Origin of the sequence: Parabacteroides hominis, from assembly GCF_014287585.1 — a bacterium.
GTDB lineage: Bacteria > Bacteroidota > Bacteroidia > Bacteroidales > Tannerellaceae > Parabacteroides > Parabacteroides hominis.
This window is the reverse complement of record NZ_JACOOJ010000010.1, coordinates 62,184-86,183: the sequence shown is the minus strand read 5'-3', so window position 1 is coordinate 86,183 and position 24,000 is coordinate 62,184. Positions and strand designations below refer to the sequence as shown.

The 24,000-nt window shown below is 44.1% G+C and carries 13 protein-coding genes; 5 read left to right on the top strand and 8 right to left on the bottom strand.

What is annotated here, in order from left to right; translation table 11 throughout:
• Positions 1-9: 9 nt before the first annotated feature.
• The gene (locus tag H8S65_RS08055; RefSeq protein WP_186929475.1) at positions 10-1,662 is read left to right on the top strand and encodes a glycoside hydrolase family protein; all 1,653 of its coding nucleotides are present in this window, start codon (positions 10-12) and stop codon (positions 1,660-1,662) included.
• Between the two features lie 690 nt (positions 1,663-2,352).
• On the opposite strand, the gene H8S65_RS08050 is transcribed toward H8S65_RS08055, so the two are convergent.
• Genes H8S65_RS08050 through H8S65_RS08035 form a run of 4 tightly spaced genes read right to left on the bottom strand, consistent with a single transcriptional unit; the run spans position 2,353 to position 8,998 of the window.
• Complete coding sequence (locus H8S65_RS08050) at positions 2,353-3,822, bottom strand: glycoside hydrolase family 28 protein (protein ID WP_186929474.1); 1,470 nt, start codon at positions 3,820-3,822, stop codon at positions 2,353-2,355.
• A gap of 28 nt (positions 3,823-3,850) precedes the next feature.
• A complete protein-coding gene (locus H8S65_RS08045; protein WP_186929473.1) occupies positions 3,851-6,733 on the bottom strand; it encodes a glycosyl hydrolase in 2,883 nt (960 codons plus the stop codon).
• Positions 6,734-6,748: 15 nt separating this feature from the next.
• Complete coding sequence (locus H8S65_RS08040; protein WP_186929472.1) at positions 6,749-7,501, bottom strand: glycosyl hydrolase family 28 protein; 753 nt, start codon at positions 7,499-7,501, stop codon at positions 6,749-6,751.
• Positions 7,502-7,519: 18 nt separating this feature from the next.
• Positions 7,520-8,998, bottom strand: coding sequence for a glycoside hydrolase family 28 protein (locus H8S65_RS08035; RefSeq protein ID WP_186929511.1), 1,479 nt, complete (start codon positions 8,996-8,998; stop codon positions 7,520-7,522).
• Positions 8,999-9,176: 178 nt separating this feature from the next.
• Between H8S65_RS08035 and H8S65_RS08030 the strand changes: the two genes are divergently transcribed.
• Together H8S65_RS08030 and H8S65_RS08025 are read left to right on the top strand one after the other, a co-directional pair.
• On the top strand, positions 9,177-10,937 hold the full coding sequence (locus H8S65_RS08030; RefSeq protein ID WP_186929471.1) for a DUF6057 family protein: 1,761 nt from the start codon (positions 9,177-9,179) through the stop codon (positions 10,935-10,937).
• Between the two features lie 2 nt (positions 10,938-10,939).
• Entirely contained in the window at positions 10,940-12,373 is a 1,434-nt protein-coding gene (locus tag H8S65_RS08025; protein WP_186929470.1) for a TolB family protein, read from the top strand.
• 125 nt (positions 12,374-12,498) lie between these two features.
• Here H8S65_RS08025 and H8S65_RS08020 read toward each other — a convergent pair whose 3' ends face one another.
• The 3 genes from H8S65_RS08020 to H8S65_RS08010 all read right to left on the bottom strand — a co-directional run bounded on the left by H8S65_RS08020 (position 12,499) and on the right by H8S65_RS08010 (position 19,043).
• Positions 12,499-14,178: a RagB/SusD family nutrient uptake outer membrane protein gene (locus H8S65_RS08020; RefSeq protein WP_186929469.1), complete on the bottom strand. Its 1,680-nt coding sequence runs from the start codon at positions 14,176-14,178 to the stop codon at positions 12,499-12,501.
• 19 nt (positions 14,179-14,197) lie between these two features.
• On the bottom strand, positions 14,198-17,746 hold the full coding sequence (locus H8S65_RS08015; RefSeq protein ID WP_186929468.1) for a SusC/RagA family TonB-linked outer membrane protein: 3,549 nt from the start codon (positions 17,744-17,746) through the stop codon (positions 14,198-14,200).
• Positions 17,747-18,014: 268 nt separating this feature from the next.
• Positions 18,015-19,043, bottom strand: a complete 1,029-nt coding sequence (locus H8S65_RS08010) for a metallophosphoesterase family protein (protein WP_255489075.1) — start codon at positions 19,041-19,043, stop codon at positions 18,015-18,017.
• Positions 19,044-19,417: 374 nt separating this feature from the next.
• Here H8S65_RS08010 and H8S65_RS08005 point away from each other — a divergent pair, with 374 nt between their 5' ends.
• Both H8S65_RS08005 and H8S65_RS08000 read left to right on the top strand, forming a co-directional pair.
• Positions 19,418-20,962 (top strand): ADP-ribosylglycohydrolase family protein, encoded by a 1,545-nt coding sequence (locus tag H8S65_RS08005; RefSeq protein WP_186929466.1) that lies wholly within the window; start codon positions 19,418-19,420, stop codon positions 20,960-20,962.
• A gap of 277 nt (positions 20,963-21,239) precedes the next feature.
• Positions 21,240-22,160 (top strand): helix-turn-helix transcriptional regulator, encoded by a 921-nt coding sequence (locus tag H8S65_RS08000; RefSeq protein WP_186929465.1) that lies wholly within the window; start codon positions 21,240-21,242, stop codon positions 22,158-22,160.
• Positions 22,161-22,173: 13 nt separating this feature from the next.
• On the opposite strand, the gene H8S65_RS07995 is transcribed toward H8S65_RS08000, so the two are convergent.
• The gene (locus H8S65_RS07995) at positions 22,174-23,784 is read right to left on the bottom strand and encodes a dipeptidase (RefSeq protein ID WP_186929510.1); all 1,611 of its coding nucleotides are present in this window, start codon (positions 23,782-23,784) and stop codon (positions 22,174-22,176) included.
• Positions 23,785-24,000: the final 216 nt, after the last annotated feature.

Here is a 24,000-nt window from a genome sequence, read left to right as displayed (position 1 = left end):
CAACACACCATGAAATCACTTATAATTAACTATTTCTCGATTCTTTTATGTGCACAGGCTTTCTTTGCCTGTGCACCCGATGTAAAAAAGGCTCCCGAACGGACATTCCGGATCATTCATAATAACGACGGTTCCGACCTGTTAGGAAACCGCTGGTTCAAGTATCGTCCGCTTACGCTTGCCGACCTGGATTCCAGTGTCGATATGGTGGCGAACTCACAGGTCACGACCTATATGATGTGCTCCGGCAGCGATTTCTTCTATGTCCGCTCCAAATATGGCCATGTGATGGGAGACGACCTGAACGGAACGTTGGATTGCGGCTGCGACACGGCTCAATATAACTCTTTCCGAAAATACTACCGGAACCATCTGAACCTGGAAAAAGAAGGGACGGACTTGGTCGCCTATACCCTAAAAAGGGCAAAGGAGAAGGGGATGGAAGCCTTCATCACCTACCGGATGAACGACTTGCATTTCAATGATACGACTACCCATTGTCCGATCTGGTACACCGATTTCTGGATTCAGCATCCGGAATACTGGCTGAACGACACGACACAAGGTTATAACAGCGGCGGAGCTTTTGACTTCGCCATAAAGGAAGTCCGCGATCGCAAGCTGGCGATTATTTCCGAGCAATTGGAGAATTATGCCGACATAATCGACGGATACGATCTCGACTTTATGCGCTTTATCGTTTACTTCAAGTCTGGCACAGGGCCGCAGAACGCACCGCTTATGACACAATTAATGAAAGATATCCGTCAGAAGGTGGATGAAATTTCAGCTAAACAAGGCAGAAAGATCCTGCTCTCCGCACGTGTAGCGCCGACGGCCGAGCAAAACATGATGAAAGGGCTGGATATACGCGAATGGCTGCGCCTCGGACTGCTGGACTTTATCAGTACAGGTGTCCATTGGAGAGGCGATCCCGCCATGCCGGTGGCCAAGTTCAGGGAAGAAATGGGGAAAGACCTCAACATCCCGTTCTACAGCTCGATCGACGACGGAGGCTACCGCCCGCGGGAATTCTGGTCACACGGCATGCACAGGGGCATGTGTTCCCATATCCTCTCGCAGGGGGCAGACGGGATCTACCTGTTCAACTACTATTTCGGCGCGTTCAATTCCGAACATGACGGGAAACTATATCTGGAAGACGGCGGCCAGGTTTGCCGGATCATGATGCCGGAGCTGCTCCGGGAATTGGGTTCGTTGGAAACTTTAAAAGGCCGGAATAAGATCTATGCACTGTCTGACGGAGTTGTCCAGTACAATATAAAGCCAGATTCCCCACTCCCGTTAAAAATAGGCAAAGGCGAACGGAAAGAGGCGGATCTCTATATCGGGGATTCGGTAGAAGAAGGATATCCGGAAGAAGCAATCCTATTCATCCGCACCAGTCGGCCGATAGCCTGCCGGTTGACGGTAAACGGGGAAACGGTTGAAAAAGAAATGCCTGCCTACACCCGCCTGTACGACAGGGAACGCGGACTGGAAGGAGAAGAAAAGGAATATGCCTTTATCCTGCCCGGCAAAGTCCTCAAGCAAGGATATAACCGCATCGCTTTCCAGTCCGAAGATGATAATACATTTATCGTCAAACGGGTGGAGATAGCCCTCAAATATGGAGATGTGAAAACGCACGGGTATTTCTAAAGCCGTCTTTATCACGAAAATAATTCATAAAAGGTAGGAAAGGTTTGAAATCTTTTCTACCTTTACTTTCGTATAACTAAACATATTAGCTATGAAAAGAAAACAGAATGTGAATTTTCATTTGCTTCCGATTGTGAAGGAAGAAAGGTGCATTTATTACATTAATAACTAATAAAAAAGACAGACAATGAGTGCAGCAGTTACTTTATATAGTATTATCGGTGGATTAGCTTTAGTCTACTTGATCTTTATTCTGACTCCCGCCGGAAAGCGCTGGTTAAGATCTTTGGATAAATAAACGTAAGTTTTTCATTTGGAAAACGTACATCTTCTTCTGAAAAGATGTACGTTTTTTATGAGTTTCCGCACGTTCCGCATGTTCCGCCTTATACACTTTTCTCATGGAGGAAAGCATTATATAACAGACCATTAAGGCTAATTTATCTATTTTCAGCCTGCGGAAAACAGAAAATATGAAAATAGATATCCATGATCCCTATGGGGAGGGATCAAGAATGACTTTTGCGATGTTTCCCTGATAGACCGGAATAGTTACGGAAACCGCATGTAAAAAAAGTTCCGCACTACATATCTTTAGCTGTAAAACATTATTATACAATTATATAATTATAAATTTCACCAGCAAAAAAGTGTATAAGACGGAACATGCGGAACGTGCGGAAACGCTTTCTATTTTTTAATCTTCGTAGACTTGTAAGCGTGTATCTTTTCCTTCTTTCCGGCAGACGGTTCAACCACTTTGATCTTCGTAAATGCACCGTTGTGCACATCGTCCAAAACAATAGCCGGACGATAGTCTTTCTTCAAAGCAGTCAACTTCACATTCTTGAAAGTGACCCCATCGGCATGACGGACATAAAACCCCCAGGCCGGCAACTCCTTATGCTGAGAGAACTCAGGGTAAGCCTTCGGCATTTCCGGTACTTTGTCCAGTTCGTCCAGGCCCACTTTAGCATACAACGGATTACCACCGCCCGGATAGACGATCTCGACATTCTCGATAGAGACATTCGTAATCTTGTTATCCTGCAAGCCGACAATGCCGGAAGGCGAGACATTGCGCGGATTATCTTCCGTCGGCCCTTCGTAGTCATAACCTGCATCCGGTTTCGTTGCCGGGACCTCGGCATAAACATTCGAGATATGCACGTTGTCCATCCGGCTGCGACGCCCTTCACGGCGTTCTCCCACGACCAAATAGATGGGATTTCCGGTATTGATGGAACGAAGGCTATCCACTACCACATTTTCAACCTGCCCGCCATCAACCGCCTGGATCGTTATGGCCGAACGGAACGTGTCGAATACAGTGTTATTGATAATCTTTATATTCTTGAAGCCACCCGTCGAAGCCGTTCCGAACTTGATACCGCTTGCACTTGAACAGGCCGTGTTGTTGCGTACCTCGATATTCTGGCAAACGGCATCGGCGCTATGGGATTTCAGGCAGATCGCATCGTCTGTCGCATCCACATAACAGTTTTGGATCAACGCGCCGTTACAGTCGACAATATCCATCCCGTCGTTATTCCAGTAAGCACGGCTATGCACCGTGATACCGTCGATCAACAGGTTCTCGCACTGGTCGTAGGTCTGCGTCCAGAAAGCCGGATTCATCATCGTCACATCTTTTATCTCCACATTCTTGCATTCGCGAAGATAGACCAGCTTCGGACGGTTGGCAACACGCCCCAACTGCAACTTATCCTTGATCACCCCTGAATAAACCTGGTTGATGAAGTTATTGGCAAGTTCACGCCCGCGACCGTCGATCACCCCTTTACCGGTAATGCCGATATTATCCTGCTTGTTCGCCAGGATCAAGCCGTACCAGGCATTCAGTTCCATATCATAATCATAAGGATTGGTGGAACCGACCAACACAGCCCCCTCTCCTAAATGGATCGTCACATTCGACTTCAAATGAATACTGCCGGTCAGATAACGTCCGACGGTAAACACCAGACGTCCGCCCCCATTCTCGGAAATAAAGTCGATCGCCTTTTGTATGGAACGGGTATTCATGGTCGTCCCATCCGACCTGATCCCGAACATAGTCATCTGGTAATCTTTCGCCCACACCGGAATCACCATTCCCGCCAGCAAGCACAGGATCATTATTTTTCTAATCACATTCATAGCTCTTCTAAGTCTTAATTTTTAATTCTTAATTTTTAATTCTAAAAACGGTTACCGGTCCGACCAATCCCGCCGGCTGTACAACATCCTGTCTCCTGGTCCATGCCTGGGCAATCTTATTATCCTTCAGCGTCTTCATATAGTTTCCCATAACGGTTACGACATGTACCTCAACCGTATTCTCACCCTGTTTCAATTGGGCTGCAACCGGATGAATACGACGGCCATACCATTTGACACCGCAGCTCTGCCCGTTCACGAATACTTCGGACACACCGTGCACCAATCCGAGGTTAAGCACCGTTCCGGCAGGCGAAGAGACATTGATTTTCTTCCTATAGACAACCGTTCCGCAGAAGTTCACATAGTCCGTATCTTTCAAATCCTGCAATTTGTCGAAATGTGTCTTTTGCACCGTATTCTCACGGCTGTGACGAAATTCGACATCCCAGTCGGCGGACAGGTCTTTCAAGTCCGTACCGGAAGTAGGCAGCGGCTTATAATCATTCCCTCTCTTTTGCTTATCGAACACAATCAGGAGAGAATCAGCCGGGCCGAAGTCGAACAGGAAACTGTTGGCGGCATCCAGCGGCAGCCGGTAACGTTCGCCCGTTTCCAGATCCCACACCCAACCCTGACGGCCTTTTACAATCTCGTTGCTGAAGGAGATACGGGTCTGATGCGAATTATAGCGGTGCGCATAACTGAAGAAGAACATTTCTTCCCTGTTATCGCCCTGATAACGGTTCTGCATCAGGTAAGGATCAGGTTTTTCGATAGTCATATACGGTGTCAATCCATAGTCTTTCTGAACCCCCTGATACCAACCGACAAAGTCTTTTTCCGGTTTATGGAGCAGTATGAAACGCCCGTCCATCTGCTTCATCTTTTCCACCCATTCCTGCACTTCCTTATCGTGCTTGTCATGATCTTTCAGGCCGACCGATTTATGCGGATAAGCCTCGATGCAGAAGATACGCCCGCCTGAGGCCACAAAATCATACAATTTACGCGCGGTAGCCGGTTCCATACTCTCCACCTCGATCAGGAAAAGCGTTTTATATTTGCGGGGACCGTAACACAAGTAACCGTCTTTCATCTCGGCATCCCGGATGATCGATTCGGAAACATAGTCGCAACCGCTACCGTTCTTATTGATTGCTTCCCATACCAATGTCTTATATTTCACATTGGTAGTGGCGGGGAACGGCTCGTTCTGCATCCCCAACGTGCTCCACATATCGGCTATCGGATGCAAGATCGCGATATCCGCATACATGGTTCCATGTTGCAGGGCGGAAGCCATGCGGCCTTTATAAGCGGTATAATATTTGAAATACGGCCACCAGTTGTTATTCTCGTTATAATAAGCCCCGTAACGAATCCATCCGGGGAACGGAGCTTCTTTCGGAGAATAGTTGAAACCGTGGAAGATGGAATGCGTCACACCGGAGATAGCCGTCTGGTCGCCTCCGATCTTCAACAACTCCAATGTCATATTGAACACGGTATAGGTATTTGTCATCTCCTCGCAACTCACCAGGCGCTTTCCCCGCAAGTGGGCGGCAGAAGATACATATTTATTGACCATCGTATAGGCACGGCCCCGGCGATAATCCTCTTCCGACATCTCCTCGCCCAAACGGTGCCGCAACCAGGTCATCGTCCAGGATTCACATTCGGGAATATCATAATCCAAGCTGCTTTCGAGCGGGAAGAAACCACGTCCGTAGGCTTGTGCACGCGATTTGACGTTCAGCCCCTTGCACCAGTCCAGATAAGTCCGTGTAAAACGCTCGCGCAACAGTTCGGCTTTCGTATATTCGAAGTCATAGCGTACACGCTGGATCGTATCGTCCAGTTCGGGTGTGAACTGCACCTTCGGCTCATAGGTCAACACATTCCCCATACTCCCCATCTTAAACAGGATGAAAGGCAGGTACGGCTGCACATCATATCCCCGACGTCTCTTGAACTCTTCCGCCATATCATACGACCAGTTCGAACCTTCCAGTTCCATGCTGTCGGTAAACAGGGAACGGATATTGCCGGACAACGGGCCTAAACGGTTCTGGATCTTGTCCGACATATTATTCAGATATTTCTGTACGGCCGGCTTGTTGAAGTGGTTCAACACCGGTCCCGTAGCACCGGGGGCGCCATTGATCACTTCGAGGAAACCGCGTATCTTGACCAAGGCAAACAAGACATATTTCCCATCGGGCACTTTGAACTTGAACGTCCCGTCCACCTCCTTCCCCATCAGGTCGATAGCCTGATCAAGACTGCCAAACGGTTCGGGGACCAGTTGCAAGGATACTAACTCCATCTTCTTTCCGAGGAAGGGAGAACTGATAGCAGGATCGGCCGCACAGTACAGGCCGTCGCGAGAGACCTCATAATCGATCGGCCCGCTCAGTTTCTCGGAGTAATTCACTACGACATCCGCCCGTTCGTCTCCCGTCAGGAACTCCGCCCCGAACGGCCAGCCGGAACCGACGATCAGGTCGCAGGTCATATCGAGCGACTTCGCCTCGTCAAAAGTCACCCGTAACATGTCGATCCATTCGTCACTCAGCCAGGACAGCGACTTCTTTCCCAGATCGTCCGTGTCATTACCGGGGAATTTGACCGGATTGATCTCTACTCCTCCGATACCTGCATCCTTCAATATGTGCAGTTCGCGTTTCAACTCGTCGGCTTCCACTTTATCCCCGTTCCACCACCAACGGACAAACGGACGGTAAATGGATTGCGGATCGCGAAATAATTTATATAGTTCACCGGAACGCAAGGCTGCTCCCGTCACCTCACCGGTCGCATCGACCGCACCCCACAACGGCATACGGCTACCGACAGCACAACCGGCCGTCCATAAAACACTCTGTTTGATAAAAGATCTCCTCTGCATAGTTTTTTCCTCCTTTTATTGATCGCTTGAGACAGCTTTGCCATCTGGTGTTATACAATTTGTAAATATCAGGTTGCGGGATGTCCCGGCACTCTCCAACGGATTCCCTGTCATATTGAAGTAGCAATCCGTCATCTTCACTCCGTCACAGCCGGAAATCGAGATTGCTTTCCGGTCCGATGCACCTGCATTCACAACGACTTTGTCGACTGTCACATTGCGGCAATCCTTATATATTTCGGCGATGTTTGCTGCATCCTGCAGGGTAACCTGTTCGATTTTCACATCCTCGCAGCCCGCCATACAGATCAAAGCCGGTGCATAACCGGATATATTCCCTTCAATATGGCCTTTCTGCAATTGCTCTTCCACACTTGCCCGCACGGCGATGCTACGGCCATCGATGATGCCTTTTCCACCGATACCGATATTCTTTTGCTTGTCTGCGTAAATAATCGCATTACATTTCTCCACCCCTTTAAAATCATACACAGATGGGACAGCAACCAAGACGGCTCCCTCTTCGATACGGATCGTCACATTCGACTTCAGTTCGATCGAACCGGTCAAATAACGGCCCACATAAAAAATAAGCCGGCCACCTCCCTGTTCACTGATATAATCGACAGCCCGCTGGATGGAACGGGTATTGAGTGTCACCCCGTCCGATTTGATCCCAAACATCGCGACTTGGTAATCCTTAGCCGAAAGCCCCGTCACAAAAACCAGCAGCCCTATCACACTTGCAAATAATTTATTTCTATACATATTCTTATTCTTTATATTTTAATCTTCCGACTTTTTATAGAGGAATATTTGTTCTTTACCCTCGCTTTCCGGCTCTATGAACCGGACATTCTTGAATGTAACCCCCTCCGCATCATCTGTTACGATTGCCGGACGGTAATCTTTTTTCAAAGCCTTAAAAGTCACATTATCAAAAGTGATCCCCTCGGCATGACGGATGTAGAAGCCCCAGGCCGGCAATTCCTTAAACTGCGAAAACTCCGGATAGGAAGTTGCCATTTCAGGGATGCTGTCCAATTCTGCCGGTGTCAGTCCCCGGTAAGCATAGTAGGGATTACCGCCTCCGGGAGAAACGATCTCGATATTCTGAAGCGTCACGTTCTGAATCTTATATTCAGGCAATCCGACAATGCTGGCGGGTGAAATATTACGGGGAAGGTCTTCGATAGGCCCCTCATAATTATATCCGGCATCCGGTTTATCCATCGGGATCTCGGCATAGACATTCTTGATCGTAATATTCTTCATGACCGGTTTCTTCCCTGCACTCCAACGGTCACCGATACGGAGGTAGATCACATTTCCGGTATGGATGGAGCGCACGCCGTCCACCTCAATATTTTCAATCAGAGCACCGTCGACCGCGGCAAACGTTATGGCCGAACGATACGTATCGTATATCTTGATATTTTTCACCTTGAAATTACGAAAACCGCCACGGGAGACTGTTCCGAATTTCAATCCGCTGGCGCTCGAACGGCCTACACAGTTCTCGACCACCACGTTCTGGCACATGCTGTTCGCATCGTGCGATTTGAAGCAAAGAGCATCATCCGCCGCATCGATAAAAGAGTTTTTCAGCACGACGCCGTCGCAGTCCACAATATCTATACCGTCATTATTCCAGTAAGATTTACTATCGACCTGTATGCCGTCGACATACAGATTCTTGCATTGATCGTAGGTCTGGTTCCAGCTTGCCGGGTCCCGCAGGGTGATATCCTTGATCGTCACATTCTCGCATTCACGGAAATAGATATTCTGCGGGCGGTTCGTCTCGTTCGGACGGCCCAGTTTCAGAGGATCTTCGTAGATACCCCGTTGGATATAGTCCACCATATTGTTGGCGGTTTGGAAACCACGCCCATCGATCGTCCCCTTTCCCGTTATACCGATATTCTGCTGTTTGACAGCAAAGATCATAGACATCCAGCGAATATACGGATCTTTTTCGTAATCCCAGGGATTGGTCGAACCGAGCAGGGCCGCCCCTTCCTCAAGATGAAGCGTCACATTCGATTTCAGGTAAATCGTCCCAGTCTGGTAATTGCCCGCAGTAAAGACCAAACGCCCCCCACCCTGCCCGTTCACAAAGTCGATTCCTTTCTGGATGGAGTTCGTATTCAACGTCTTGCCATCCGCTTTCACACCGAAATCCGTGGCATAATAATCCTTGGCCGACAAGTGCAGTCCACACATCATACCAAGGCAAAGAGAGAATAATTTGTATCTGTTCATCATAATACAGTATTTACATTTAATTGATAATGGCATTAGAATCATTCAAGTTACAAATTTATTTATGATTCACAGGGTTAACCCTATGCTTTTGATATTAATAATTAAAATTTTGGCAAAAGAGGATTTATAGAACTAATCAATAAGCTATATTTGTAGAGTAAATATTCTTTAAGAAATGGAGAAAGAGAAATATAACTATATCATCAGATGCTTTTTTTGGGGATCGACAGGCCTTATCTTGTTCTTATTCCTACAATATAAATATGCATTCTATTTTCTTTACATAGAACAATTACAGTTATTCCCGCTAACAAATGATTACTTTATACAAAAACTCTCCACTCCTGGGGGACTTGTCTCCTATTTAGCTGAATTTATAACGCAATTTTACAGCTTGCCTTATGTCGGAGCATCTATGACAACCATACTTTTCCTTTTCGGATGCTTTTGCATGCAAAAAATAACAAACAAATTAGCGCCTGCTTTCGATAGTTTGATAGTAGCTACTGTTCCAATGGTCTGTTTCTGTCTTTTACAGTTAGATATGAACTACCGCCAAGAAGGAACCGTAGCATTCATTCTTGTCCTCGTTTTCTTTTATTTATTTATCTGCTTGCCTCATTTCTATTTACGATTGACAGCATCCGTCATTATACCTGTTATCCTTTTTTGGTTGGCGGGGCCAACTACCACATTATTTATAACGGGTGTCGTGATTTGGACTCTACAAAAGCGACCACTCCGTGAATACTGGAGTTTGCTTTCTATTCCAACATGGCTCATGCTTAGCTGGTTATCATGCTATCAGGCGTGGCAAAGTAATATATGGGAAAGTTTCATTCCCAATATCTATTATACAGATCTTTCACAAGTTTCTAATTTATCTTTTTTATACTGCGCTTGGATATCTTTTCCTGTGTCATTGTTCATAACCGTATCTATCGGAAGAAAGATCCATATAGCACACAAACGGATCATTTTCTTCCGCCTTTTTGAACTCGGAATCATTTTTGCCGGTTTTTGGTTCATATCTGAAAAAAACCAAGACACAACCCTACTTGCCAATATGGAACAAGATTACTATTTAAGAAACAAACGTTGGAAAGATATCATCTCTACTTTCCCTGCGCAGAAAAGCAACTTGCAAACCATTAATATTTTGAATCTTGCATTGTCCAATGAAGGCAAACTGGATCAAGACCTTTTCAAATATCCCCAACGAGGCGGTGAAACATTGTTGTCGAATTGGGATGAACGACTTTCAGGGGCAATCGCACAAGCTGACTTACATTATATGATAGGAAATATTGGAGCAGCTCAAAAATATGCCTATGAAGGATATATACTTTCCCCAAACGGTAATCCCCGGCTTCTAAAACGATTGATCGACACGAATCTGATCTTCGGTTTCTATCCGGTAGCAGAGAAATACATTACGATTCTGGAACAGACATGTTTTTACAAGAAATGGGCTCAGGAACATCGAAAATATCTGAACAACGACAAAATGGTCGAATCAGATAGTGAATACGGCCACAAACGAAAAGCCCTTAAAGAAAATCCAGACGAAACGGTCTGTTTGGATTTCACCCGTGTACTCGAACGCTTGGCAGCAAACAACCCCGACAATCCAATTCCTCTGCTCTACTTGACTACTTTCCATCTGTTGAATAAAGATTTGACCTCTTTCGATCATCTTTATAAAAAATACTATCAAACAAAGATATGGCCGACACTGACTATCCGTCAACAGGAAGCCGTCATAGCCTGGTATGAGGACCAACGCCCAAACTGGCCAGAAAAAGGGATCAGCCCTGAAACAGGACAACGCTATTTAGCACTAAAGGACGCATTACAAAATCACAATTTAGGGAACAAGGCTATAGCCTCATTTGAAGACACTTACTGGTATTATTTACTGTTTAAAAAAGAATGAAGATGAAATCCAAAAACTATATATGGAGTATTTTGCTTATATGGGCATCCTGTTCGCAACCAGATAAAGAGACAAGTATCTTAGTTGGCTCCTGTCCGAATATTTTTCCTGATTATGTCGGAGTAACAATTCCGTACAATATAGCTCCGCTAAACTTTTCAACAGTTGCGCCTGAAGAAGACATAAAGGTCGCATCGTTTGAAACCGAAGGTTTAAGATTTGAAGTAAAAGCGAACAAAGGTTTTATTGATATTCCGATAAAGAAATGGAAAACTCTTCTGGAAAAATCAAAAGGGGATTCAATAGCTGTACAAATCACGAGCAGCAAACAAGGGCAAAGCTATTCCTATCATCCTTTTTATATCTACGTTTCCCAACATCCAGTAGACCGATACATTGCCTATCGGCTCATCGAGCCTTTATATGCATTATGGAATGAGATGGGGCTTTATCAGCGTGACTTGGAATCATTTAAAGAGACTCCTATTTACGAAAACAAATTGACTGCACATAATTGTGTAAATTGTCACTCTTTCTGTTCCCATTCAGCAGGAAAGATGTTATTTCACATGAGAGGAGAATACAACGGGACGGTTTTAATCGATGGTAACAATATCGAATTTATAGATTTTAAAGCGCAAAGCGGCCAAAATATGGTTTATCCATCCTGGCATCCTTCCGGAAGATTTATTGCATTCTCAACCAACGACACCTATCAAGGGCTGCATCCAAGCCAGCGTATAGAAGTATATGACCGTAGTTCAGACATCGTCATTTGCGATCTCAAAACCCGGAAAATATTATCACCCTCCATACTTTCATCTCCCAACTATTTGGAAACTTTCCCTTCATTTTCACCTGACGGGACAACCCTTTATTACTGTTCAGCTTCAACTCAAACAGTACCTGATTCCATATCCAAACTCCGGTATAGCCTATGCAGTATATCGTTCGACCTTGACAACGGTTCTTTGGGGCAAACCGACACGTTATACAATGCCGATATACAAGGTGGCAGTATTTCTTTTCCCCGCATATCGCCTGATGGAAACTTTTTAATGTATACACAATCTCAATACGCAACTTTCCCTATTTGGCACAACGATGCAGATTTACACCAAATAGACCTTCGGAATAACCAACAGATATCATTATCTGAAATTAATAGTGAGAAATCCGAAAGTTACCATTCGTGGTCTTCGAATAGCCATTGGGTTGTTTTCTCCAGTAGACGCATCGATGGGCTTCATACCCGCCTTTATATTACCCATATCGATAAAAAAGGGAAAGCATCGAAACCATTCTTATTGCCTCAAAAGAAAAAAGATTTTTACAAACTAAGTATGAAGTCTTACAATATTCCCGAATTCGTAAAAGATCGGATTCCTGTTCATCAAGCGGCCAAAATAGCCCAAAAAGCGAAAGAGCATAAATAGACATCCGCAACAATGTTAATGCCATTGCCATAGGGTATCCACTGGGAAAAAGGGCTTCTTCGGATGCTTACAAAAAAAGGCTGCCCATCACGGACAGCCCTTTCACAACTGAGATTAAATATCTGTTATTTTCTATTCACATTTGCCCAATACTGATTCGTCTGAGTTTCCTGTTCCGGGATCTCCCATGTCATGTGGTCAATAGTGACTGCGGTTGTGCTCCAATGATTAGATCCCTCATAAACGGGGGCTTGATTCCAACGTTTACTATTCCAGAAATTCCAACCATTTTCTCCCCAACATTCAATTCGCCATTGCAACTTGCACATGTCAAGTGCAGACATTCCCTGCATAGCCGGATAGTTATCACAAGTCAACGTAGGAGTTCCTGCTTTTGTACGAGCAGCCAGCAACTTATTCAAAGTCGCTTTCGCACCAGATTCATCACCGCTCTGTGCTTGGGCTTCTGCCATCATCAACAATACTTCTGATGTACGATAGATAATCACATCAGAGTTAGAACGATCGTGACGACGGGATGACTCATCAGAAGCAATGGATGCTGCCCATTTCAAACAGGTATAAGCAGGAATGGCAGTAGGATACCAGGCAGTATCTCCATTTTCTATGGCAAAATAGGGGAAAGTTGCAGTTTCTGTTGTAAAACGTTCTTTGCGATAGTCATTATCAGCCATTTTCGACCATAACGCATTATCAATCTGGAAATAGGCCGTATTCACCATATCAGAGCCAGTTTTAAGCACATTATAATAGGTCCAAGTGTAAATGTTAGCATCATTGGCCCAACCAAAAAGGCATTCCGGGTTCTTAGCTACAGACATAAACGCATTGTCATCAGCTTTGATATCATCCGTTTTATTACAAAAACCGGCCATACGGTCATTGGATGCTCCATAAGCAGATTCCGGAATAAATTCCCAACCGTAATTATCCAATACATCTTTACATGCCGCAATGACTGTTTGATAATCTCCCGTCCATAAAGCGGATTTTGCTAAAAAATACTGCGCCAAACCAAGGTCAATATCGACGGCCGTATCATGATCTTTAGCTTTTGTATAACCATAACCGGACTCCTGAAACAGGCGAACAGCATCTTTGAGGTCTGTCAAAATAAAATTCCATGATTCTTCCGCTGAAGAAGGAGCTACAACATCCTGATAACCATAGTTTGTATAAAGAGGCATGCCATAACCTTCTTTTCCACCATGCAAATATGCTTTCGTAAAACGTTCCATCAACTGCAAATATCCCATGCCACGCAGTGTCAATGCCATAGCTTTATATTCTTTCAACAAGGAACTTTCTCCAACCACCTCGTCACTCAGAAACATCAACACCTTATTGGCATTACTAATCGACAAAGAAGGAGAACACCAATAACCATAGCATTCAGAAGTCTGATTGGCAGCCCAATATTTCAGATCCGGACTGTTTCTATAGTATTGGCCCCAACCGGAAGAATGGCGGGCACCATCACCATACACGATATCACCACATTGCAAATTACGGTAAATATTATTATGCACCCATTCGTTATCAATAGACATATTCGTAAAGCCACCACCCATGATAGCGTTGCGTACGACAACATATCCTTTCAAATTGGCTGTCAAACCGCCTAATATCAATTCACGTTCTTCATCCGTACCGTTTTTCAATAAATCTTCAATCTGCTCATCCGAAAAGTTATTTGGATTGTGGACATCCAACTTGGAATCACAAGCAGTCAGCACAGAAACGATAGCCAAAGTGCCACAGAAATATTTAATATATTTTTTCATTTTTCGCTTCATTTTATAATTAAAATTCAAGATTCAAACCCAAAGAGATCGTGCGCATAGTCGGATAGATATACTGGCCAACCTCCAAACCACCAGTCATTGACATAGCAGGATCCACACCTTTCTTTGCTGAAATATAGAACAAGTTATCCGCAGATGCATAAACACGCAATCTACTGATGCCAGCCTTATTCAAGAGAACTTTCGGGATTGTATAGCCCAATGTAATATTCTTCATACGCAAATAAGAAGCAGAAAACAATGACATATCGGTATATTTCCAAGAACCGGTCGTCGAACCATCATAATATATAGTAGAATTATTCGATGCCCAGATCATTGGGAAATAAGCCCCCGTATTATTTTCCGGATCATACGTGCTACCAATCAAATCAGTAGATTGGGGTTGTGCAGAACGAGACAAGAAAGAGGAACGATAAAGGCCATTAGCATATTCGACAGACATAAATTTACCGCCGAACTGATAAGCAAAAATAGCTTGAAGGTCAAAATCTTTATATCGCAAGGAAGTAGTCAAACCTCCAATCCATTTGGGCGTTGCACTCCCCATTTCATACATGGATGCATCCGAAGAAACCGTAGTCTTCACACTTTCACCTTGTTTATAGTTCGCATAACGGCCACCTGAAGCCCCATTATGGACATCATCATATGTCACACGATGCCAATACATTGGCAAACCTGATTCCCGATCGACACCTGCATATTTATACAAATACAAGTTATACCAGTCGCGTCCTTCACCACGCAGGTAAAATACTCCGGATGCATTTCCTGTCCCTGCGCCAGACCAACCGTCGCCGTTTGCAGTCCATGTCCCTTTTGGAAGATCCATTGTTTCATTCCATGCCGGAATTGTCGATGCCGGGACTTCCTTCAAAATCGTTTTATAGTGAGTACCATTAATACCTACGTTCCAAGTCCAATCCTTTGTACGAATAATATCAGCCGACAGATCAATTTCAAAACCACGGTTACGTAGTTTGGCTGAATTCCGTTGCCGCGTCGTATTACCACCATTTGCCAGATAAGAGATCGGCTCGTTATAAAAAGAATTGGTGGTCAAACTGTTATAAAAGTCCAACGAACCCGATACACGGCCTCCCAATACAGAGAAATCCAAACCGACATCAGTTGTATGGACATTTTCCCATGTCAAGTCTTCATTGACCAAACCGCCATAACCTATAGAATAGGTTTTTGCCGTACCTGTACCATTTGAGCTTGTATTCCATGATCCGACGCCATAAGACCAAGTATGGTATCCATAATCGGCAGCACCATTCTGGTTACCGATCACACCATAACTTAAGCGCAACTTGGCATTATCCAACCAGCTTTTCGTCCCTTCCATAAAACTCTCAGAGGTGAAGCGCCAACCAGCACCGACTGAATAGAATACGCCCCATTTGTCTTTAGCAAACTTAGAAGAACCATCAGCACGGACAGATCCCGACAAATAATACTTCTCATCATAATTATAATTAGCACGTGCAAAATAAGATTCCATACGGACAGTACCCAAGCTCCATCCCGGAGTAGCCAAAGTAGATACATTTGTATAACGGCTGACAAAGTTACCCGGAGAGATAAAGCCTGCAATCAATTCATCTGAAGATCCCCAGTTCAATTGGTCATAACTATTATCATTATATTCGTGGCCAACCATAGCATCAACATGATGTTTCGCGATATCTTTGTTATAACTTAACATCTGTTGGGTATTCAGAATCGTTCTTACATATTTTTGAATACCGATACCTCCATTATTAGGAGAACCCAAAGAACTTAAACCACTACGATATTTCATCATACGGTTAGCATGCTGGTCATAAGAGAAATTGACGGTAGCCTTGAAATCTCCAAATACAAAATCAGCATACACACGCGAAGTCCATAAATCAACTTTATTCTGATTGATATTCTGATCAATATCATAAAGAATGTCTCCAGCAACACGGTTGCCTTCTGTTGTCCCAACAGGAGAATAAGTAGCACCGGGATAACCGGCTTCCACTTTATTGCCATGCTCATCCAACACATAATTGCCAAGTGCATCACGTGCCCAAATCGAGACAATTGGGTGAGTAGCATTAGCATACATCATCACATTACCTGAAGCAGCACCGGGGTTACGTCCCCATTTTGTAGACATAGAATTGGTGACCGTATGAGTATATCCTACGTTTGCACCGACTTTCAACCATTTAAATAATTCAGCATCTACGTTAGCACGGCCTGAATAACGTTCAAAATCGGAAGCACGTACAAAAGAAGGTTCATCCAAATAGCCCAATGAAGCATAATATCTTATCTTGTCCGTACCTCCGCTGGCTGAAACATCATATTGCTGACGGAAATTTGTTTGCAACAATTGATCTGCATAAGTATCACCATCCCGATATAAATACGAAGCATTCGGATTTAACCGCCCATCAGTATTAACCAAATAAGCGCCAGTCATGGTTGCAGCAGCCGAAGCTCCCGTTCCTTCCATCGTATAAATAGCCCCCGGAACATTGTATGCCATCCAGTTACCCAAACCATTACGGGTAAAGTTCTGTTCACTATTGGCCGCACCAGCCACATAATTAAACAGGTGTTGGCTTGCAAATTCAGCTGCAGCCTCATGCGTATAGTTCGGATTTTTAACATTCGTGTACGGGACTCCGTTCGAATCTACGCCAGGAAGACCTGTTCCGTTTACACCATAACGATACGAATTGTAAATAGCTTTCCAGTAGTATTCATAATAATCAGAAGCTTTTGTCATGCCTGAAGTATTAAACCGTCCTACTGAGTTCCAACCCCAACGAGCATCAAAGCTGATACGGGTCTGGCCGCTTTTACCTTTTTTGGTTGTCACCAATACCACCCCGTTCGCTCCACGAGATCCATAAAGAGCTGTGGATGCAGCGTCCTTCAAAACCGTAATACTCTCGATATCTGAAGAATTCAAGTTAGACAACGGATTTTCATTCTGGGCTGGAACACCATCAATTACAATCAATGCACTCGCACTACCCCCATTTGCAGAACTGACACCACGTACACGGATCCCCATATCGACCCCCGGCTGACCATCTGTTGCAGCCACCTGCAAACCAGGGACAGATCCCTCCAGCATTTTGGATGCAGAGCCCGAACTCTGAACCACCAACACTTTTGAATCTATGGCGCTCATCGATCCCGTCAAATCTTTTTTCTTCGCTGTACCATAAGCAACGACAACAACCTCTTCCAACTGTTCCGAATCTTCCGACATACGAATATTCAAGAACTTTTGATTACCCACTTTCACTTCTTGAGTCTTATACCCGATAAATGAAAATACCAAAACAGCATTACTTCCTCCAGGAATATTAGGAAGTGTAAAAGTTCCATCAGCCCCTGTCATGGTTCCAATAGCCTGACCTTTTACAGCAATATTGACACCTGGCATTTCTATTCCCAAGTCATCTACCACCTTTCCTGAAATTGAAATCTGAGCAAATGCTTGCAACCCCATACAGAGGGAACATAGCAATAATAGAATTCGATTTCTCATAATTTTACAAACTTTATTAGGTTAAACATGTTTATTTTTGGCAAAAATCTACTTTTATGCTCTTTAATATCATAAAAAAATGATATTTTTATCCTATTTTTTGGCGAATTAGAATATTGTTCAAAATTTCGTATAATCCGGAAAAGTCACAAAATACTGATTTACAATTCAAAAACTAAAAAAGCGAACCGTGCAAGAAGAGTAGTATATCCCTTATCTACAATATGGCAAAAGGCAATCGATCAATGTGAAAAAATCATTTTCTTTTCTATTTTTTCCCAAACCGATTCATAAAATCTTCCGGATAACGCAAATCTTGAACAACTTCTCCACCATAGACACGTATCCATGAACGAAAGCTTTTCGTTCCATCCGTCAATTCAATCACGCGAGCACCATTCGGCTTCAGGTCGTTATAGACCGTATCGCACCCACTAAACCGTCCAAAAATAAAAAACATCCTGTTCCATAAAGTTGCACAATCATTATCATGGTCATGCCCGACAAAAATAGCATCGATATCTTTCATTTCTTTCATTGAGACAAACAGGCCGGAACTAACATTGGCTGAAGCGACAAGTTCACCTTTAATCCCCCGTGTCTCACTATAAACATCATCTTGCATTGCCCTTTTATGTTCCAACAAAGGAATATGAAAAAAAGCAAATGACGGTATCGGTTCACCTCCGTTCATTTTAGCAAAAACCTCACTTTGTTTCCGATACCAAGCTATCTGATCAAATCGAATATGGTCATACCCCTTTATTCCTTCTATTTTAGAATAAGCATTCGAATCAAAGAGATAAAAAACCCGGCTGATTTTACCATTAGCTGATGAAGCAAGCGTTATTACCGCGTTCGTCTCTCCGTGTATGCCTTCTACCTTCGTATTTATGTTATAAGGTATAGACTTGACAATATCCAACATCTGCGCCCGCGTCCGGTCAAATTCCTCGTCATGATTGCCAAATGTGACGGCAAAAGGAATTTTACGTATAGAAATAGGAGCCAAGATTTCACGTATGGACTTCTCTGCTGGTTTCCCAAAAACCACATCTCCGGTATGAATAACCAAATCAGGCTTCTCCAAGTCTAACATTTGGTTGACATTATCCAATGCACGAACAGATTTCGGATCTCCTGCGACATAGTGCGTATCCGTCAACTGTAAGATTTTAAACTTGCCCTCTTTATTAAAAAAGAACTTCCGCGCAGAATCATCCTCTTGTTCAGGAAAATTCTCCCTTGCCAGGACAGCAGTACTTGCAACAGCATCAGCAAAAATCAATCCGCCCATAGCCGAACCTTTTATAAAATTTCTCCGATTCATTCCACCTTTCATTATAGATGATCTATCATCCCTCGTTACAAATATTTTTAATTGAGCGCAATATTAAAAAGCATGAACCTGCTATTCATTATATTTTTGACATAATTTATTAGCTTTTTGACACCGCAATCTATTCTTTATCCATTTTCAGCACCGGAAACAAAATCATCAAATCACTAATTAATAGCACATTAAATCTTTTTTTCAATCAACCATCCTAAATTGGGTTTATCTTTTCCATTTTAAATTGAATAAAAAGAAAAAGAACCTATTATTACTTTTGTCAAGTCATCCAATAACAATAATTCCATATAAAATAAAACATAAAAAAACAATTTATCATGAAACACGAAATCCTACCACTCTTGGTAATCAGTCTGGCAACAGGGATACTCTCTTGCTCGCAACAACCGCCCAAAGAAGCTGACAGCATTCCCCAAACCATAACTATCAGTAAAGAAAAACTATTAGACAAAATCAAAGGCGGTTGGGCAGGGCAAACCATTGGCGTGGCATATGGCGGTCCGACTGAATTCCGTTACCGAAGCGCCATGATTCAAGACTACGTTCCTATCACCTATAATGACGGATGTATCAAAGGCTATTTCGATCATTTTCCAGCATTGTTCGACGACATCTATATGGATCTGACTTTCGTAGAAGTATTCGAACGTTTAGGGATGGATGCGCCGACCGATTCTTTTGCATACGCATTCGCTCACGCCGATTATGGACTTTGGCACGCCAATCAGGCAGCTCGCTACAACATCATAAATGGAATTATGCCTCCCGAATCCGGACACTGGTTAAACAATCCGCATGCAGACGACATCGATTACCAAATTGAAGCTGATTTTGCCGGCTTGATGACACCGGGTATGCCGAATGCTTCATGCGAGATATCCGACAGGATAGGACATATCATGAATTATGGTGACGGATGGTACGGAGGTGTCTATATCGGAGCCATGTATTCACTTGCTTTCATTTCCGACGACATCAACTTTGTTGTCAAAGAAGCCTTGAAGACGATTCCGGAAGATAGCCGCTTCCATAAGTGCATGAGCGACGTGATCCGTTGGCACGAACAATATCCGGATGACTGGAAGCAGACGTGGGCAGAATGTGAAAAAAAATGGAACCAGGATATCGGTTGTCCGGAAGGCACATTACGTCCTTATAATATTGATGCTGTCATCAACTGCGCCTACGTTATAATGGGATTATTGTACGGGCAAGGTGATTTTTATAAAACAATGGATGTTTCGACACGTTGCGGACAAGATTCCGACTGTAACCCCGCATCGGCTGCCGGTATCTTGGCAACAATGCAAGGGTATAGCCGGATATCCGAATACTGGATGAAAAATTTGCGTGAAGTGGAAGACATCAACTTCGCCTATACAAACATGTCTTTAAACCAAGTCTACCAAACCTCTTTCAAACATGCCTTGCAAATGATCGAACGCAATGGAGGCAGCATTAAGGACGACGAAATCACAATTGCCTGCCAAGCGCCCGTCCCGGTTCGTTTTGAACAAGGATTCGAAGGCTTGTTCCCAATCGGACGTCAAGACATAAAAAAAGATTTGAAGGACATAGAAAAATTTGAATTTGAAGGGACAGGAATCGTATTTACCGGTTATCTCCGAGGCGAGAAAAACTATATAGCCCAAGTCGAAATGCATATCGATGGGGAAATGGCCGAAAGAGCCAATCTTCCTATCGGCAAGAATCATCGCGTCGATCTTTTCTGGAAATACCAACTTCCAAAAGGCAAACATATCGTCACCTTCAAATGGATGAATCCGAATTCAAAAACGAAAATTCATTTCAGCGATGCTCTTATCTACTCTGATGGTCCGCTTCCTGTAGCTCATCAATAAAAACACTCAAATTCCAGCCAACAACCGGATAGGCTCTTCGTAACAGGGAGTTGGCTGGTTACAATAAAGGACAGACAAATCAACACGTCAAAAACATGAAATGCAAAAAACAGCAAGTAAATTTGTATTTCAAGAATGACGTTGAATATGAAATCATGAATCTAATGCATAAGTATAGTCACAATATATTGGATATCGATACAAACAAATAGTTAATATATTGAGAAATAAATGATACATTTGTACAAGCAATTATAACACCATAAAGAAACATCAGATGGATTTCGAATACAATAAACACAATGTCATAAAATACTTACCCACAAATAAAGACAAAGACATCTGGGAAATGTCAATCAGTGGTGTAGGATTCCAATCTGTCAAGCCCAAAGACAGCTATCCTCCGAAAGGCCATCCGATCGGATATACCTTTAATCCTGAACGCGGACGGATAATAGACGAATTCACATTAGTATATATTACAAGAGGAGAGGGGAAATTCCAATCCGTCAACTGCCCCGAAGAGAAAATAACAAAGGGGGACGCTTTCCTCCTATTCCCTGGAGAATGGCATACTTACCAACCGACTAAAAACATAGGATGGGATGAATATTTCGTAGCCTTCCGGGGAGAATATTTCGACAAACTACTCAATAAGATCATCCACCATGAGACTCCCATTTTCCATATCGGTATAAATGACCAAATAGTCAAGCATTTCGGCGAAATGCTTGACTGTGCCTGGGCACAGAAGGCCGGATTCCAAGCAGTCCTGTCTGGAATCATGATGCACATGATCGGCTTGATCTACTCGATTAGCAAAAACCAGGATTACGGGTCGGCCTCCATGCAAAAGATCCAGGAAGCATGCGTACTGATGCGGGAAAACATTTACAACAAGTTTACGCCGGAAGACATTGCCGGCTCCATCAACATGAGCTATTCCAACTTCAGAAAGTCGTTCAAGCAATACACCGGGATCGCCCCTCACCAATATATGCTACAACTAAAGCTTAGTAAAGTCAAAGATCTGCTGAGCAGTACGGAAATGTCGATCCAGGACATCGCAATGAAGCTCAATTTCGAATCGGCCGACTATTTCTCTTACTTTTTCAGGAGCAAAACAGGCATAAACCCACTCTCTTACCGCAAAGAAATCGAAAAGCAGCGGGAAAAAGCCAAGAAAAATTCACTGTAAAGGGTTTCTTTCTTTAGAAACCCCGACCGAACTTATGCCAAAGCTGTCCTTCCATTTCCTCCCAACAACGCAAGGTCGAATAGATAAAATCGAACGAATAACGGGTAAGATAGGCTTGAGCTTCGTCTTTCTTGCCTTCCTGGATAAGGGCCGATACCTTGTTTTCTATCAGGGGCATTTCGTCTACTGCCTTCTGCTCGAAAGAGAGAACGGCAGGCTCGATCAGTTTGCGGCCATGCCCCCAACTCACTTGCGCCAGGCGGTTCGTACGCCGGTAAATCCAAAGGGCGGCATCAGGCCGGTAACGCTTATGCCCGCATACCTTAAAACTTTCGGGAACATCCGTCATCCCGGCAAACAACGGAACACGGGGGCTTTCGCCCGGATTATCTTCCGACCACCAGCAAACGCCTCCCACCTCGTCCGGCAACCAGTCACGGCACTGGATCACAAACGAATAAGCACACCAGACAACCGATATCGTCCGCTGTTTCCCTATCTTCTTTTCACCCCGCTGCGCATTCAAGAATTCAAACATGTCGTTCGTCATCCAGTTTTGAGCCAGCGGGCTTTTATAGGTCGTGTCGCGCTCGGTTCCGTCTTTATCCTTGATCTTCTTCGTTACCATCATGTCCTTCGTCATATCCCATTCCGTACCTTCATACGTTTCACGCAGCAAGCGGTTCATATCCGCCAGGGAGACTTTCCGTTCAGGCTTGACCGACAAAGGAAGCTCCTCCATGTCCATCGTCAAGTTCAAAGAAGGAGCCAGCGTTTTCAAAACAAAAAAGTCCCGGACGGTAAAAGGTTTCTTCCCTGTTTCATGGATAACTTTCCAGAACTTGAAAGGCTCTTTCCCATCCCAATACCCTAACTTGCGAGCTTTCTCTTTCAGCCCTTCGCTATACATATAATTATCCTCATCCTTGAAATCGACATCGGAAATACGAGGCGTATTGGCCGAAACCGTCACATGGTCGTCCGGTATGCGCCGGGCGACCCACAAAGCCCCCATATCTTCCGGCCCCGCACCCGTAATCTCGAAAAACCAAAGTTCCTTTTTATCGGCGACCGTCAGGCATTCGCCACCGTCACGATAACCGTATTGTTCCGCCAGGCGTCCCATGAGCAAGACCGCCTCACGTGCCGTGCTGCAACGTTGCAAAACAATTCCCTGCAAATCCTCGATATGGAACAAGCCTTTCGGATTGCGTAGTTCCTTACGCCCGACGATGGTTGTCTCGCCCATCGCCAATTGCTTCTCGTTCATGCAAGGATAACCGGTATTCAGGTAAGCGAATGTATAAGAGACCTGCGGGATAGAACCTTTCAGCTTAACTCCCAACCGGTCGTTTTTGCTTTCCGTGTGACGCAGATCCCAATAGATATCGAGTTTTGCCGTGTCAGGCCAGTTTTGTGCCGGCACTATTTCCATCCAGGTACGCGAGGTCCCGTCACAAGTCTGCGAGGTCATGACCGAACCATCGTCCGTCGCCAGTTTACCGGCTGCGATACTTGTACAACTTTCATCCGGATTTGTCAATTCCACTACACGATCCTGAGCCGAGAGGGATGTCACGGCACAACAAAGGCACGCGATTGCCTTATATATCTTTTCCTTCATCATCTATTTGTAAAGCTTATCATTTCGGGTGGCAAATATAAGACATTCCATATTTCCCGAATCCTTCTTGCCTTTTTATTAATAATAAGAATTATATACGAATCATAAATCTCCGCTTCATCTCAAAAAGCCCTGATAATAGATCAGATATATAAGATTACAAACAGGCTGAACCCATATCTTTGTAAATTTATCTACTTCACTGCGTCCACCCAG